At 27.2% G+C, this 17320-nt stretch carries 13 protein-coding genes; 7 read left to right on the forward strand and 6 right to left on the reverse strand.

Translation table 4 applies throughout. The features are described from left to right. Positions 1 to 10: 10 nt before the first annotated feature. From ACXYRR_RS01040 to mip, 3 genes are read right to left on the reverse strand one after another with little or no spacing between them, the layout of a single operon-like run. A complete protein-coding gene (locus tag ACXYRR_RS01040; RefSeq protein WP_458597362.1) occupies positions 11 to 400 on the reverse strand; it encodes a hypothetical protein in 390 nt (129 codons plus the stop codon). Continuing rightward, positions 390 to 1796 (reverse strand): glutamate--tRNA ligase, encoded by a 1407-nt coding sequence (gltX, locus tag ACXYRR_RS01045; RefSeq protein WP_458597363.1) that lies wholly within the window; start codon positions 1794 to 1796, stop codon positions 390 to 392. The genes ACXYRR_RS01040 and gltX overlap by 11 nt, the downstream gene beginning before the upstream one ends. Beyond that, positions 1783 to 4389 (reverse strand): Ig-specific serine endopeptidase MIP, encoded by a 2607-nt coding sequence (mip, locus tag ACXYRR_RS01050; protein ID WP_458597364.1) that lies wholly within the window; start codon positions 4387 to 4389, stop codon positions 1783 to 1785. Before mip ends, gltX begins: the two co-directional genes overlap by 14 nt. Before the next feature lie 177 nt (positions 4390 to 4566). Between mip and ACXYRR_RS01055 the strand changes: the two genes are divergently transcribed. Both ACXYRR_RS01055 and ACXYRR_RS01060 read left to right on the forward strand, forming a co-directional pair. Continuing rightward, a complete protein-coding gene (locus tag ACXYRR_RS01055; RefSeq protein ID WP_458597365.1) occupies positions 4567 to 6819 on the forward strand; it encodes a putative immunoglobulin-blocking virulence protein in 2253 nt (750 codons plus the stop codon). Between the two features lie 873 nt (positions 6820 to 7692). After that, positions 7693 to 8382 carry an IS30 family transposase gene (locus ACXYRR_RS01060; RefSeq protein WP_458597390.1) on the forward strand — a complete coding sequence of 230 codons (690 nt, stop codon included), beginning with the start codon at positions 7693 to 7695 and terminating at the stop codon, positions 8380 to 8382. Positions 8383 to 8579: 197 nt separating this feature from the next. On the opposite strand, the gene ACXYRR_RS01065 is transcribed toward ACXYRR_RS01060, so the two are convergent. Further along, positions 8580 to 9581 (reverse strand): Mbov_0400 family ICE element protein, encoded by a 1002-nt coding sequence (locus ACXYRR_RS01065; RefSeq protein WP_458597366.1) that lies wholly within the window; start codon positions 9579 to 9581, stop codon positions 8580 to 8582. An 86-nt stretch (positions 9582 to 9667) separates the two neighbouring features. On the opposite strand from ACXYRR_RS01065, the gene ACXYRR_RS01070 reads away from it, so the two are divergent. The 5 genes from ACXYRR_RS01070 to ACXYRR_RS01090 all read left to right on the forward strand — a co-directional run bounded on the left by ACXYRR_RS01070 (position 9668) and on the right by ACXYRR_RS01090 (position 14978). Continuing rightward, positions 9668 to 10840 (forward strand): DNA cytosine methyltransferase, encoded by a 1173-nt coding sequence (locus ACXYRR_RS01070; protein ID WP_458597367.1) that lies wholly within the window; start codon positions 9668 to 9670, stop codon positions 10838 to 10840. A gap of 231 nt (positions 10841 to 11071) precedes the next feature. Next, complete coding sequence (locus ACXYRR_RS01075; protein ID WP_458597391.1) at positions 11072 to 12169, forward strand: Eco57I restriction-modification methylase domain-containing protein; 1098 nt, start codon at positions 11072 to 11074, stop codon at positions 12167 to 12169. Next, positions 12170 to 12667, forward strand: a complete 498-nt coding sequence (locus ACXYRR_RS01080) for a hypothetical protein (RefSeq protein WP_458597368.1) — start codon at positions 12170 to 12172, stop codon at positions 12665 to 12667. It abuts the gene before it with no gap. A gap of 130 nt (positions 12668 to 12797) precedes the next feature. Next, the gene (locus tag ACXYRR_RS01085) at positions 12798 to 13292 is read left to right on the forward strand and encodes a hypothetical protein (protein WP_458597369.1); all 495 of its coding nucleotides are present in this window, start codon (positions 12798 to 12800) and stop codon (positions 13290 to 13292) included. 144 nt (positions 13293 to 13436) lie between these two features. Further along, positions 13437 to 14978, forward strand: a complete 1542-nt coding sequence (locus ACXYRR_RS01090) for an Mbov_0400 family ICE element protein (RefSeq protein ID WP_458597370.1) — start codon at positions 13437 to 13439, stop codon at positions 14976 to 14978. 138 nt (positions 14979 to 15116) lie between these two features. On the opposite strand, the gene ACXYRR_RS01095 is transcribed toward ACXYRR_RS01090, so the two are convergent. Together ACXYRR_RS01095 and ACXYRR_RS01100 are read right to left on the reverse strand one after the other, a co-directional pair. Further along, the gene (locus ACXYRR_RS01095) at positions 15117 to 17042 is read right to left on the reverse strand and encodes a hypothetical protein (protein WP_458597371.1); all 1926 of its coding nucleotides are present in this window, start codon (positions 17040 to 17042) and stop codon (positions 15117 to 15119) included. 1 nt (position 17043) lies between these two features. After that, a complete protein-coding gene (locus tag ACXYRR_RS01100; protein ID WP_458597372.1) occupies positions 17044 to 17319 on the reverse strand; it encodes a hypothetical protein in 276 nt (91 codons plus the stop codon). Between the last annotated feature and the right edge of the window lies 1 nt (position 17320).

Raw genomic sequence — 17320 nt, forward strand, 5'->3', positions numbered from 1 at the left:
CGGGATATTTTTAATCCTTAATTAAGGTTAAATTAATGGTATATTCACCTAAAAGTTGTCCATCTTTAGCTAGTGTATAAGTGAATTCAAATAAATCATCAGCAAAGTTTTTATAAAACCAATTTGATACTAGTTCGATTGCTTGGTTGCGTCAATTATAACCTTCAAGATCTAATAAAAACTTAAATTCTTTTTGGTATTTTAAATATACGGTTGTAGCACCTGCATAAATATTGATATTGGTTTCTGATATTTCGATTCGATTTCGAATTCCTTGTGAAGGTTCGCTAAAAGTTAAAATGTGATAACCATCATCAAATTCATAATCTAACACAGAAATAAAATCAATATCTTTTGATTCACCATTTTGTTTTTTTGTTGATTTAAAATTAATTTTCATATTTTTTTAATGCATCCTTGATAAATTCTGGTCCATATAAATATATTGCTTTTGCTAGCTCAGGACCATGTTGTTGCGATGTAGTGGCAAGACGTATGGGCATAAAAAGATTTTTGCCTTTGATGTTTAAGTTCTTTGAAGTGGCATTAATTGCATCTTGAATATTTTCGATACTAAAGTTATTAAAGTCTATATAATTTTTAAATTCATTGATAACTTGAATTTCATTATCATTAAATTCAAAGTATTTATCAATAGGATTAAGATAAAGCATCAAATTTTGATTCATTTCTGCATATGTAATAGCACTTTGTTTAAATGTATCGATAAATAAATTAATTCATTGTAAACTTTTATTACTATTATCAAGTGATAAATGTTTTAAAATTTCATTGTTATCTTGAGTTTTCATATATTGTTTTGAAAATCAATTCATTTTCAAAATATCGAATTTTGATGGACTTTTACTTAAACGATTTGGATCGAATTTTATAATATTTTCATAATGCGACATCATTTCACTAGCATCTGCTGCAGTTCAACCTAATAATGATAAAAAGTTAAATATTGCTTGAGGTAAATATCCTTCATTTTTATAATCTTCTATAAATTGTTTTAATGATGTATCGCGTTTAGAGAGTTTTTTACCTTCCATATTAGTAATAATGGTAAGATGTCCAAATTCAGGCATATTTCAGTTAAGCATTTGATATAAAGCAATTTGTTTTGGTGTGTTTCCGATATGCTCTTCACCTCTTAAAATATGTGTAATCTGCATATCATAATCATCGATTACTACTGCAAAGTTATAAGTAGGATATCCATCAGATTTGATAATTACTCAATCACCAATTTCATCTGAGTTAAAACTTATTTGTCCACGTACTATATCATTTCATTGATAAACTTGATTTTTTGGCATCGCTAACCGAATCGAATAAGCACCATTTTGATCACGAATTTGTTTTTCTGCATCGGAGATTTTTAATCAATTGCGATTATAACGAAAACTAGGAATACCTTTTGCATCGCTTTCTTGCTTTTGTGCTTCTAATTCTTCGGTTGTATCATATGCTTTATAAGCAAATCCTAGTTCTAACAACATATTTGCAACTTGTTGGTAGCGACCTAGTTTTTCGCTTTGTCGATATTGGCCATATTTTGGGTTTGGTTTTAAAGGTGATTCGTCAGGTATGATACCTAATCAAGCCAAATTATCTATCTGTGATGCTTCACCACCGATAACATTGCGTTTGACATCTGTATCTTCAAGACGGAAGATAAATGTTCCATTATAATGTTTTGCAAATAAATAGTTAAATAAAGCTGTTCGAGCTCCTCCGATATGTAAATAACCGGTAGGACTTGGTGCATAACGTGTTCTAACTTTTTGCATTTACATTATCCTTGAATGCATGATCTGAGTATGCAGAATTTACTCCTTTATCAAAAAGGTGTGTTTTGTAATTTGTTCCATAAAGTTTTTCAAGAGCTTGCTTAAAGGAATTATTTTGATCTTTACCTCCACCATAAATAACATCATATTGAGGGGTGTTGTAATCACCAAATGCTCCATCGTAGTTAACACCCGATGAACGCAATGCTGTAGCAATAGTAACCCTTGAGTCAAAGAATACTGAATCAACTAAAGCAACTAATTCGTTTTTCTTAGTTCTAACACCAGTCCCGGATGCACCACCACCGACATTAAAGTCTCTTATCGCATATGATAGTCCTGAATGGTAGTATTCTTTTCCATCATCTTTGGATGTAAATAGATTTGGTTTATTATCACCATAAGATAAAAACGGAAGTGCTAAAAAGCGATCAAAGACACCTTTGCGGTTCTTAAATTCAGAAAGTACATTTGAATGTGATAAAAATCCACCACGTTGTGCTCTTGGATTATTTGCTAAATCTGTTGAACTTTTTCCGTATAAAGAACGGTTGGCATTAGTTCATAATGAATATGAATAAGGTGCACTAGTTATTAAATCTTTATTTGTATATTGTTCATCACCTTCTTTTAAAAAGAAGTCGACAAACCCTTGTGATTTAGTTTGTGTTGCTGGAAAACCAACAAGGTAAAGTAAGTTGTAATCAGAAACAGGTTTTTTCTTGTGATCATCAATTTGACGTTTAATAATTGGCCCATCTACACTATCATAACCACTTTGTGATAAGTAATCAAAAGTAGGAAATGATACTTTATTTGTATTGTTTACATAATCATTTGACATATCTTTAGCAAATTGTTCTTTGGTTTTTCCATTTAGCAAGTTTTCAGGTAATTTATCAACATCTACTTCAAAGATAGCAAAATCTAAAAATTCTTTTGCATTTTGAGCATTAGTTGCAACTGATGTAGGGTCAAATTTAAAGAAGTCGCGACCATCTAAAATAACCTTAACTGAATTTTTATCAAAGCTAAAATTTGAAAAATGCTGATCAAAAGGAATGGTTTTTAACTGATTACCAATATAACTACCATTATTATTTAAACGAGTTAATCCTAAGGTAAAATCAGGTAAAGAACTTATACCATTTACCACGTGGTAGTTAGTGATAAAGTAGAATTTGGTTGGATAACTTTGGCCTTCTTTGATTTCATAATCAATTATTGATGCAGTTCCTGCTTCAGTTTCTTGTTTTTTTGGATATCCAGCTAATTGGTTGAAATCAGTTGGTTTGTTTTTGCTAATATAATCTTTAACTTTTTGTTTTACGGTTGCATCTAAACCGGCTGTTTCATCTAATTTTTTGTAAATTTTATCATATTCAGATTTTAATCAGTTTGTATATATAACTGCATCTTTTTCATTCCCGTTATTATCCTTTTCGTTTCCGTAGTCTGCTACAAGTTGCTTTTCGGTATCATCTTGAATAAGTTTTCAAACACCACGGTTACCATTCGATTTGTTTCATCTGTCTAATAATTTTGTTTTAGTATCTGAATCTTTAAGTTTATTTATCAAGTTTCCTAAATCTATATTATTTGTTAATGCAGTGGTTAAAAGGTTTTGTTGATTTTCATCTTTAGTAAATAAAAAATGATTAATACTTACATGATAAGATTGTTTGGCAAAATCTGAATATTGTTGGTTAGTGATAGTTCGTGCGACTCCTGTATTATTTTCTGGATTATTAATAGCATCAGTTCAGTTAGCAGCCACACGAGGACTGATATTAGGAAGTTGTAATTTCAATTTATCTTTATCATTAACTGCAATTGAATACCCCTTGATTCTTAATTCATCATAATTTGGCATATCCAGTTTTTTTAATTTTGCATCAATTTCTTGTTTTTGTTGCGAAGTTAAATTACTTGTAAGAGTCGAATCTGCGCTAAGGTATCTGTTTTTAATTAAATTTCAATCATAATCAAATTGTTGATCTTGATTCATATTAATAAAGTAGTTTACTTGGTCATTTTTACTAACATTTTTGGTTTGACCAAAGTTAAATTCTTCTTTTTTCTTAAATCCATCGATTGTAAAACTTTTATAAACATCAGCATCTTTACCAAAAGCCATAAATATAGTTATTTTACCATTAGCATCATCTACTTTGGTATTTGTTATGGTAAATTGAGGAATTTCATTTTCTTTTGCTGATAATTTTAAAATAAGTTTTCCTGGTTCCCTAATAGCAATTGCATCCTTTGTTACATCAACATTTGAAGCATATACATCTGACTTATTTCCTGAAAAATCAATATTAAATAAATCATTTAAAGAAGATTTTTCAACTTTTTGCTGTAATTCATTTTTTGTAAGTGTATTACCAGGATTTTGTGGATTTGTTCCAGGATTAGTCCCTTGATTTCCAGAACCAGGATTATCAGGGTTTTCTTTTTTGTTTTCACCTTCATTTGCATTTGAATTGGTTTTTGTTCCACATGCAACAGCAGAAATAGCTACAAAAGCAGTAGTAGCATTAAACAGCAAGAATTTAGATAAAAACTTGGATTTTTTTATTTTTAATGGCATAATTTCTCCTTATTATTTAAATATAAGATAATTTGAATAAATTTTACTACTTTAATTTTAAAAAAAATATTTTTAATTTTCCAAAAGTAATAAAATATTTTCAAATAAATCATTGATATTATACTAAATATAAAAAATTTTTTAAAGTGTTATAATATCAATACAAGGAGATATATTATGAAACGGACCTGAAAAATTAGTTTAATTGCTCTTTCTTCTATTGTGATAACCTCGGCTGCATCTGGGGTGTTTGCTAATATTGTTGCAACTGCTGCTGATAACAGTTATCACTCATTTACTGTTAGTGATCAACAAACCTTTGATACTCGCAGTAACCTTATTTTAGAAGGAAGTAAGACTTCAAAGGATTATAACCTAAAACAAAAAGATCCAGAAACAGTCATAACTCCTGAAAAAGAAGAAATCAAAACTATTCCTTCGGATGTACATCAAGAAGATATTATTAAAGTACAACCAAAACCACAACAACCAAAAACAGTTACTAAAACTGTGCAAACAGATGTAGGTAATATTCAAGTTACTGTTGAAGATGTTCCTCCACGTGTAGATAAACGTAGCGATCAAGAAAAAGGAATCACAAATCGTATACCATATCGTGCTGAATTAGTTCCTGATTTAAAAGATGTTAAACTTAATGCTGAAAACTATGCGCAAACAGTTTCAAATGGAGAAGCATCATTGAAAGCCTTTAGTAATCTTTGAGCAGGTGTTCCAGGAAAACCTGGTCCACTTCAAGAATACTATAAAGACTTATATATTTCTAGAGGTCATGATGAATTGCAAAATTATTTAAATAATAGTCCTAATGATTTAAATTTAATTTTACAATTATATGATAAATATCGTAATGTAATTGAGGCTGGTAATGCTAAGAAATTTATGTATGATTCAGTTCAAAATAAATATGATGAATGATTTAACCGTACCGATACTTTAGAATATATCCCACCAGTTCGTGGTTATGGAAAAGAGTATTTAAAAGTAGGGTGATTATGAATAGCAATGAATATGGACCCAAGTAAGTTTAAAGAATTATCACAAAACCTTAAAAATGAACTTGCAAAAGGATTTTATATCAGTAAAGATGAAAGAAATGTTTATGTAAATGATAAAGGTGAACTAGATTCATATGCAGTAAGTCCAATTTTCAATTCAGTTGTTGCTGAAATGAAACGAAATAATGCTGAAAAGCGAGCTTTAGGATATGATACACAATGAACTCGTAGTCCTGATGACATTGCCCGTGGTAATTATCCTGGGTGAAGAAAATATGATGGTGATATGTCATATAAATACCATAAATATGGTTTTGAAAGTGGTGATGGAATTTCAGTAACTGAATATAACAAAGAATCATCGAATACTGCAAATCCTAATGGGCCTAAAAAAGCATTTATTATGACTGCTGATTTAGCTAATGAAAAAGCATTTGCTAAAATAACCAATGTTATTAAAAATATGGTAGCTGCAAATGATATTCCGCTGGGAATTAGAATATTAAACATCGGTAAATATGATGATGCTCAAAATATTAGAAGTTTATTATCAGTGTTGCCTAAACATTTACCTTTATTAGAATTATATTTTGATAGCTTTAACACATCTGCTCTTGAAGCTATTTCTGATAAAAATATTGATGAACTTGGTTTATACACCAGCTTAAATTCACTTGATGAAAGATGATCAATTAATCCATGAGCGCTAAGAAATGTAGCTTGAGTAAATACCTTAGACTATAATGTAAGTTCCGATTATAATCGATATGAAAAAATTACTACTAGAATTACTTTTAATTCACTTGCTTTTGATGAAGATGACTGACATGGTGAAAATGATATGACAACAATTAATAATGGATTACGTATGGCATATGTAACCAGAAATAATGAACGTATTTTCCAAGGTGCAATGGGTCCAGGGTTGAAACCCGATCGTAATGCTTCTGGAAATTCATATCCGACTGGTTTAGATTTATCTCGAATTAAAGAAGCAAAAGGACTTAAAAATATGATTTTCTATGATGAAGATCACGGTTATTCAACCTTACGTAAATTAACCAGAATTGTCTTATATAATAATTCCGATACATGAGAAACTGATACTGATAATATGAATAAAGCACAATTTGCTATGGTTTTAGCAAAAGATATCCCGATGCCTCGCTCTAAAATTATTTTTTCAAATGGCAAAGGAACCAAGAATATTTTAATTAAACCAAAAATACCAGGTGCGACTTTAGATGGAACTGGTTTAGCTAACTTATCAACATTGATTGCTTATAGCGATGGAACTTTCTTTAAAGAAACAACTAAAATCTTTGTTCCAAATAACGCAACCAATTTATATAATCAATTAAAGGCTAATGGATATAATGTTGACTATCAATCAAATGATATACAAGAAATATAAAAATAATACCTTAAAAGGTATTATCCCAAAATGCAATCTAAAAAGCTACACTATAAAAATTAGACTATTGTGTAGCTTTTTTTGTATAACCACAAATATTTTCAATAATAAATTTACGATATTAATTTAACAAAAGCAAAAATAATTTTGAACTTACAAAGTCATTAATCCCAAAAGTTAAATTTTAAATTTAGTAACTTTTTTTATTTTTTATGCAAGCTTAAAAAATAAAACCTGCTTTGTAAACTGAGTTTGCAAAGCAGGGAGTTTTTTTGTTTCTTTTTTACAAAAAAGAAAGTTCCTCCGCCTATTTTGCCATTAGGCGAGAGCGGAGGGGGGTGGTAAAAGTGCAAAACAGATAAATGTATTGTATGTATATTTTACAAAGAGAAGCTTTGTTTTTGTTATTTCTAAATAAAATTATTACGGTTGTAAAAAACCCCTTTTCTATCTAGTGAATAGAAAGGAGCCTCTCATTAATAATTTTACCCTGAAAACAAGAATTTGATTAGAATTTTTATTAAAAACAGAGAAAAAATCACTAACTGAAATTTCAACAGAAATGAAAATTTCACGTTCATCTATCAGCAGAGAAATAAAGAGAAATTCGCATTTATTTGGTTATGATGCTTATTATGCGCAAGAAAAATGTGAGATAAGAAATCAATGAAAAAAGCATTGTATTTTAAAATCACACATGCATAAATATGATATATTTTCGCAAATTTTCCTTAGCAAATTTAATAAAAGAAGTTTTGGAATCGATGTCACTTATCAGTATATTAAAAATACTAAAAATGTGCAAATACAGCTTTAAGAACAGTATTCAACTGAATCGAAAGTGGTGTTTGAGTTATAAGCAGAAAAGACTGTTTACGCAGCAAATATAGAAAGAAACATCCAGATGACTACAAAAGTAGAGTAGAAAAATTAGTAGGAAAAAGATGGATTCGTCCTTTTTGATCTCGTCCAACTAGTATTGCAGAAAGAAGTGAATATGGACATTGAGAAGTCGATTTAATCGTAGGAAGAAACCGTGCAAAACATAGTCATTTACTTATTTTCACAGAGAGAATGACAAGATATGGAATTATCATTCTTCTACCAGAAAAAAATCCTTGAAAGATTAATCGATTACTTTGAGACACAATTAAAAAATACAAATTAAATGTTAAATCAATTACACAAGATAATGGTTGAGAATTTAAGAGTCTTTTTTATTTAGCATACAGATTACAAATTTATATCTACAAGGCAGACCCATATGCATCGCAGCAAAAGGGTGGGATTGAAAATTTCAACGGACTGGTTCGTAGATATTTTCTAAAGGGCACAAACTTCAATAATGTCACAGAAGATCAATTACTTTTAGTCCAAAACGAAATAAATAAAATGCCTCGAAAACTTTTTAAATACCAAAGTTCAGATGAGTTATTTTATCATTACAATTATTTTTTAGATCCTTGAAAACCTATACCAGATGAAGAACCTTTATATGCTTACAGTTATTTAAAAAGACAATCAAATACATCGAAAAATAAATTTTTCAAGAAATATAAATAGAAAATTAAACTAGATAGAAAAAGGAATATCAGTAATTTTTGATTACTGATTTTGTTTTCTTTCTTTTTTTCTTTTGTGAAAAATATAAGTAAACAAAAGAAGACAAATATTGATTTTTAAGTCTTTATTTGTCTTCTTAATCATTGCATTTAGTGTAGCTTCTTTAATTGCAATTCAGCATAATACCTTAAAAGGTATTATTTTATTTCTTTATAATTTGATTCGTCAATGAATTTATCACCCGATAATTCCTTACGTTTTTCTCGCATCTGTTCTCATGATAAACTTGGATCTGCAAATTCTTTAAAATCTAATCCTGATTCTAAGGCAAGCCGTATTTCTTCCATCTGTCAAGCATCAAAAAGACCACTAGAATATAAACTGGTATCAACTCCACTTTCTAAACCAAGACGTATTTCCTGCAATTGCCCATGACAATACGAATCTAAATCATTATTTCGTAATTCGACATAATCTGGAAATTGATTAACTAACAACTCTTGTTCGCGACTACGACCTTGATATTCAAATAATGCTTCTTGGTATTCCCTTTTAATTCAAATTAATAAGTTTTGTAGTTCTTTAAGTGTTTGTGGGTCCTTGTTACGTTTTTTTTCGATTTCAAGCAATAAAGTTTTCTTAGCTTCGCGTTGTTTTGATGTTAAAGTCGCATCATCACGAACTCAATCATAATCACGCTTTAAAAAGTTATCACAAGCATATAATGTCTTAGCACGCACTTGATTTTTTTTATCAATATATACATGCGAAAGCGATACAAGTGGTCGATTTTTACTTAAATTATCAATTATCCCTTTATATAACTCATGAATTTGTTCGATGTTAAAAAAATCTGTTTCTAAATAATAAATTGATTCTTCATCAAAAACTTCATGCAGATCATGGTCACTTATTTTATAAATTTCAGATGTATCTATAAAGCTATCATGGATAAATAAACCAGTTTTTGCTTTAGGAACCTTGATTTCATATTCCAATTTAGCCCGCTTATGATGAAATTTGTTTTTGGCACTTCGCGCTTTAACGTAGTAATAAACATCTTTATAAATATCTAAAAAAACTACAATTGGATGTACACCAAAATTATTTTCAAGTCGATCAAAGGTAACTGATTCATATGGTTTGAAAGGTTTTAATGGTTCAAAATGTTTTTGTATTTTATCTTTTTGTTCTGACATATTAACTCCTTTAATAAAATTATAAAACATTAAAATAAAGCAAAAGCAAATTTTTAAATTTATATATAATAAAATAAAGGGGTAAAATGATTGATAATAAATTAACTTATATCACACTGTTTTCATCAGCAGGAGTTGGTTGTTTCGGGTTTAAAAAGCAAGGATATGAATGCATCGCTACAAACGAATTGCTTGATAAACGTTTAAATATACAACGAATAAATAATAAATGTAAATATCAAAGCGGTTACTTATTAGGTGATATTAAAGAAAATTATGAAAATTTATATAATGAGATACAAAGATGACATTTACTTGGCAATGATGTTGTTGATGTAATTATTGCTACTCCCCCGTGTCAAGGGATGAGTGTTGCAAATCATAAAAAGAATAACAATGATATAAACCGAAATAGTTTAATCGTAGAAAGTATAAAATTAATTAACAATATTCAACCAAATTTTTTTATTTTTGAAAACGTTGCTTCCTTTTGAAAGACGGGGTGTTTATATAACAAAAAAATCGTTACAATATCAGAAGCTATTAAAGAAAGTTTAGGTAAAGATTATGAATATCAACATAAAATTATAAATTTCAAAAATTATGGTAGCAATTCATCAAGAACACGAACCTTAGTCATTGGTGTCCATAAGAAATTAGCTGATAAAATTGATGTCGAGAAACTTTTTCCTAAATATCAGGACGAAAAAACACTTTATCAAGTTATTGGTGATATGAAAACCTTAAAATGAGGCGAATATGATGACGATGATTTTTTTCATAGCTTCCGAACTTATAAACACCATATGCAATCATGGATACAAAATATCAAATCAGGACAATCAGCATTTAATAATTTAGAAGATATAAATAAGCCACATAAAATTATTAATGGTAAAATAATAATAAATAAAAATAAAAATGGTGATAAGTATAAAAGACAAAGTTTTGATAAGGTTGCTCAATGCATTCATACCAGAAACGATCAATTAGCAAGTCAAAATACAATTCATCCGAATCAAAATAGAGTATTTTCTATTCGAGAGTTAATGAAAATGATGACAATACCAAATGATTTTAAATGAACTAATATCCCTCTGTCACAGTTGAATAAGTTATCTTATGAAGAAAAAGTTGCTTTTTCAAAAAAGAATGAAATGAATATAAGACATTGTATCGGTGAATCAGTTCCTACTGTAATCTTTGAACAAATTGCTAAAAATATTAAGAAAGAGTTTTTTTGATGAAGAAAAGTTTAAATAAACAACAAATTAAACAAATTATAGAAAAAAAATGAATTAATAAACCATCAGAATTTAATTAAATTTATTAAAAATAGCAAACACAAATATGATTTCAATAGTTTATCTAGAATAATTGAATTATCTAATAGTAAGCGTAATTATTATGCAGCATTTTATACACCACAAATAATTTTAGAGCAAATAAATTCACAATTACCCGAATTTACAAAGAAAGAAATTAATATTTTAGAACCTGCAGTGGGTTCAGGTAATTTTTTACCTATTTTATTTAGAAAATATCAAAATAATATTGTGAATTTAACAATTATTGATATAAATAATGAATCATTAGAACTTTTAAAGATTCTTTATGAAAACAATATACCTGAAAATTTTAAGATTAAATATGTAAATGATGATTATTTAATGTTAAAATTTAATAAAAAATTTGATTTAATTATTGGAAATCCACCGTTTACCAAAATAAATAAAATTAAAAAAGTTGAATATCAAAATTTACATCAATATTCAGAAAATTTAAAAAATTTAGCAGGGTTATTTTTAGAAAAATCCTTATTAGAAGCCGAAAACATTTCACTGATAATGCCAAAAAATTTATTAAATACACCAGAATATCAAGAAACACGTAACTTATTAGTTAATTTTAATATTTCATCAATTATAGATTTTGGCGAAAAAGGATTTGATGATATTTTAATCGAAACTATTAATATAACAATTTCAAAATGTATTATAGATAGAATTTATATTAAATCATTACCCAAAAAACAAGAAAATTATCAATTCAGGGACTATATTTTCTCTAAGGAATTGCCATACTGAGTTATTTATCGTGATGAATTTTTTGATTTTGTGTATAAAAAAATGGAATTTGATATTTTTAAGGTATTTAGAGACCGTCAAATTACTAATTCAATACTTATTAATAACAAACAAAATACAATAAGAGTCTTGAAGTCTAAAAACATCGATGATAGTGGAAAAAGTATCAGCGAAATAGAAAATTATGATTCTTACATCCTGGATGTTGTTGCAAAAAAATTAGATGTCTATAAATATCTTGATTATGAAAATGCTTATTTAACACCTAATATGACTTATAAACCTAGGCTAATATCAAAACCAAAAGGTTATCTAACAAACGGATCAGTAGCAATATTAATACCTAAGAATAATTTAAAGTTAAATGACAAACAAAAAGAATATATTTCGACTGATGAGTTTAGAAAGTTCTATCATATTGCACGAAATTATCAAACTCGTTCAATAAACATTGATTCTTCAAGTGTTTTTTGATTCGGGAAGAACAAGGAGTTGAATTAGATGTATAAATTATTAAGCGATTTCTTCGATGATAAGAATTATGATTTAAGAATTTCAAAAAATTCTAGATGAATTGATCAAAAGTGTACATATGATGTTTTGTCAATAGTTTCTGATTGTATTTTAGAATATATCAATAATAAAATGGATACATTTAAAGTAAAAGACATTTGATTTAATGAATATACAGTTATAAATGTTTCAAATCTATTTACCAAACCAAATCCATCGAATAAATCATCAAGAGAATACGATAAATATTTTGGACAACCTATTAATTTACTTGTATATGCAGGAGTTTTAAAACAAAACAAAGTAAATAATGTAAGACACTTTAAGGTAACTAATAAAGAAATTTTAGAATATATTGCATTAAGACCAATGAATGTTCTAAACTTTTTATGTGAGTATATCAAAAAGGTTTTAAAAGATACTGATATATATCATTATTTTGTGAATTTTTTAAACAACACCAATGCTTATACCTTTAAATATTAAATGAACATTTAACAAATTTTTATAAACAAAATACAAAAATTAAAGGAACCCTAGAAATTTATAGAATTTTACTAAAATTATAAATCCACTTTCATTTGTAAATAAATCCTTAGGAACTAAAAAAGGTTATTTGTCTAAAAATATTATTACATTAGATGATTTAACATACAATAAAACAAATTTTAGAGATCTAAAACCTAAAAATATGTCTAGAAATGACTATGCACAAGTTATAAATAAGAAAATTAATGAGACAACATATCGAAAATATTTAATCGATAAAGCAAAAAAAGCAATAAAAATGTTGAATCAAAAATATAATAACAATAAAAGTGAAATTATAGGATTAACGGATAATAACGATGCAACACAAGTGCATCATATCTTTCCACAGTCTAAATTTCCACAAATAGCAGATTATTTAGAAAATTTAATTGCACTAACACCAAATCAACATTTCTTAATGGCACATCCGAATAATAGCACACATTATATTGATGTAAATTTTCAATATTTAGCATTAGTCGCTAAGACATTTACAATTAAAAGTGATATCGAATCTGGAAATGAAAACTATTCATTTAGTAAATTTATTAATGTATTGAGATGCGGGTTAAATACATAAGAGTTCGATGATATAGAAAACAAAGATTTTTTCATAATTATAGAAAAAATTGATTTAATATATTCACAATTTGGAAATGATAATCAATATAAGGAAGAAATTAGGATAAATAAACAAAGGATATTTAATTAAATTAAGGAAAATATGACACAAAAACAAAATTTTGAATACAAATTAACAAACGGATATAATATGAAACTAATACTACCGAAAAAACCTATTACATTTGATAGGTTTGAAGAAGATTATGGAATACATCCTGTTATTTTCTTTTACAGCGATCTAACAGGTTCATTTTACTATCTTAAATCTAGAAGTGCATATAATAAAAAACAAATCCAAAGAAAACCGTATGAATATGAAGTTTTAATTAAAAAGTTAGGCAATGGATTGCTATATAATGACAGTTATATAGATACAACACAAATTTATAAATTAAATATTGCAAAGGAAGATTTATACAAGGTTTTTGAAAAGGATTCTGTCTTATTTTTAGATACTGAATATTTTAATATAGATGATATTGATGAAATTTATTCACAGTTATATCGTAATTTAAAAAATAATCCTCCGTTTGTTTCGATAAGTCAGATATATTTTTATGATGAAGAAGTTAAATCAAGAACACTTTATAGCCATCAAAATTTTCTTGATATGGAATTAAATACATATAAATCAAAAAGTAATATTTCAGTTGAACAAATTATACAAAAACAAGAGTTATATAATGAAATTATAAATTATAGTAACAACAATTATGATATTCTGTTTGAACTTAAGGAACTATCAAAAGGTTGTGATTTAGTATTAACTGATATTCATAATGAAATTAATTTTTTTAATGAATATAAAAATAAGATTTCAAGTGAATTTTCAAGTTTTATTACAGATAATAAATTTGATTTTAATAAATATTATTCAAGCCAACTTGAACAAATATATTTAGGTTTAAAAGCAAATTTAGATGTTAAAAAATATACAAAAAATATTTTTAATGGTTTTCAAATGCAACAGATAAGACTTGGTTTACAAAAAGATTATATATTAGATAAGGTATATTTATATATAGATCCAAAATACGATTGAAAACAAATGCAAGAGATAAGAAAAGAACTAGAGTTATCGTTGGATGTGAAATTATACCTAGATTCAAAATTATCATATTATCAAATGCAACAAATTAGAAATACATTACTCGAAGATAAAATGAAGGTTATTAGCGATGATGTAAAAGAAAAAGGACTAGATAGTGAATATATGAACGAGTTGAATATACCATATTTTGATGCGATTTTGGATGAAGTTCACAAACGAAAGCAAAACACATCTGAGAGCAGTAGTCACATGCAAATTGTAAACATCAAGCATAAGGTTGCTAAGGCAGATGAAATAAATTCGCAGCTACATTTATTTAATGAGCAGCAACAAGAACAAATCAAACTAGGAATACATGTAGATATCAATGTATATTCATATTTGGACCCAAAATTATCAGCCAATCAGATGCAAGAGATAAGATATCATTTACTAGAAGAAAAAGTATATCAAATGAATTTAGATTTAAAAGAAAATGGCATATATAGCCAATACTTTGATTATACATATAAAAATGTTTTCAATCAATTTAATGAATTAAAAGAGTTATATAGTGATGAAAAATCAGATGTAAAAGAGAATGTGATGTAAGTGTGATATGTTTTAGCAGATAAATGTATACTGTTTAACAAAATAATAAAGTCACTAACCATAAAGAACATAATATGGCTTTATAGGCACTATTTTGTGGGTATAAAAAGTTGTCTACACAAAGTGTATAGACAACTTTTATAACTCTGAATTAGAATTTGGTAGTTTTTCAAAATGATTATCTAATTTATCAAAGATAAATGTATCAATATTTGAGTTTTTATCTTTTTTGATGGCTTTATAGTATCCATATACATCGAATAAATATCATTTTTTATCTTCTTGATTATAAAATTCTACTCAGTATGTAAGTTTCTTAGAATCTGTATTTATTTTATATCCTAAAACAGATTGAGTTTTATATATTTTATTTAAAAATAAGAGTTTAGCGAATAAATCAGCTAATGAATATTGTGATGTTTTAGATTCTGCAAAACTTTTATCGATTAGTTTGTAAATATTATCCAAATCAAATTTAACAACTTCAAAGTTTAAAAAGTCATTAATAGTTTTTGTCGCTTGTGCCTTTGTAGTAGCATTAAGATTAGGATTTCGCAATGCTTCAGATGCTTTTTTAACAGCCGGCAGAGTTTTTTCAAAATAATCTATAACAATTTTATAAACATCAACTTTTTTATTGGTATTTTTTACAAACAATTCTGCAGCTTTTAAAGCAGAAATTTTTTCATCCAACTTCTTTGTGTCATTATCATTTTGAAGTTGTTTGATTTCTTGTTGTAGTTTTTCAATATTCTCTTGCGTTTTTTTAATTGTTTCAAGAGTTTCGGGTAAGGTATTAATGTATGAATGATAAGTTTTATAATAAAGCATATCGATGTGATTTTGGATAAATTCTTTTGGTTTGGATAAAAATTCACTTTGTTCTGTTTCACTGAGTTTTTCAGAAAATACTTTATATTCATCGTTTTTATTTTCTTTTGTATCAGATGTTGCAGATGGCGAAATTCCAAAAATTAGGTAAGTAGGACCAAATCCACGAGTAATTCCATGAATTTCATCTTCCAAGTTTGCAGGAAGAGATTCATCGGTTTCGATGCGATAATTTGGATATAATTTATAAAACACATTTCAAATGTTTTTTAAAGTATTTTTAGCATCTATTTTAGTATAATCAATTTTTGAATCAAGAATCTTATTTTTTTGTAGAGTTAAATTAACTAAGTTTGTATCAATGGTGTTTCCTCGGATGTTATTTGCAAAATCAATTTTAAATGAAATGTCAGCATTATTATAAGTTAAAAGTTTATTCACTGGTTTAAATGCTTCTAGTTGTTCCTTGTTAGCATAATCGACATAATTTATCCCAACTGCTAATGGAGTATCTTTGATGAAGTTATATACAATGCTTTTAACTTTATCTTCGGTAATAACTTTATTAAAATCATCAATTTGATAATATTCAATTTTGCTTAATGATTGATATAAAGTTAAAATTTGTTTTTCTAAATCGATATCATCCCCTGCTTCATTTGTTCCATATTTGTGGACTAATATTTGTGCAACAGAACGTTTTCCGTTGATTTTATGATATGCATCTAGTTTCTCTAAGATTTGTTTTTGTTTTGTGTGAATATCATTTAATAAAATGATATTTGAATTAATTAAGTCTTGTCCTTGTCGTTGGTATTTATGTTTTTTATTATATTGATCAAAGTTGTATTGCATCAAAAGGATGCTATTTGCTAAAAAGTTGATATTATCTTGGTTAAATGCAACACCTTTACCTGCTGTTGTAATAATTGTTGGTAGGCTTGTTTTTAAAAACGAGTTATTAATAGAGACATTTAAATTTTGATATCTGATGTCTACATCTGAATATGTATATGCTAGTCAGTTTGCAGTATATAAATTATTTTCAAATTTTACTAATGTAGGAATATTTTTGTCAGCAACTCTTTGTTTGATATTAAATCCGTTTTGTTGGACTCAATCCTTAGCATACTGAATTGTTTTATCACCTTGGTATAAACAGGACACGGCTGTTAAAGGAACGACACATGAAGATAAGGTTGTAAAAAGGAGATATTTAATTTTTTTGTTCATATTAACTAAACATTTCTGAGTATTTTCAAGATTTAAAACCAGCATATGAAATAATTACACCGATGATAAATACTACACAAGAAAATGCTAAACCTCCTATAGAATATGCTTTAGAAAACTGAAATGCATCTATGATGCTCCGATCTAGTTCGACTTTTTTGTTTAATTCAATGGTATAACCTAATTGGTGGATAAAAATTGATAATCCGATGATTGCTATCAAGGCCAATGCAGCAATAATTGTTCAAATAATAATTCTGCGTTTATATGTTCTCATT

It is taken from the genome of Mycoplasma sp. 246B (assembly GCF_054353935.1).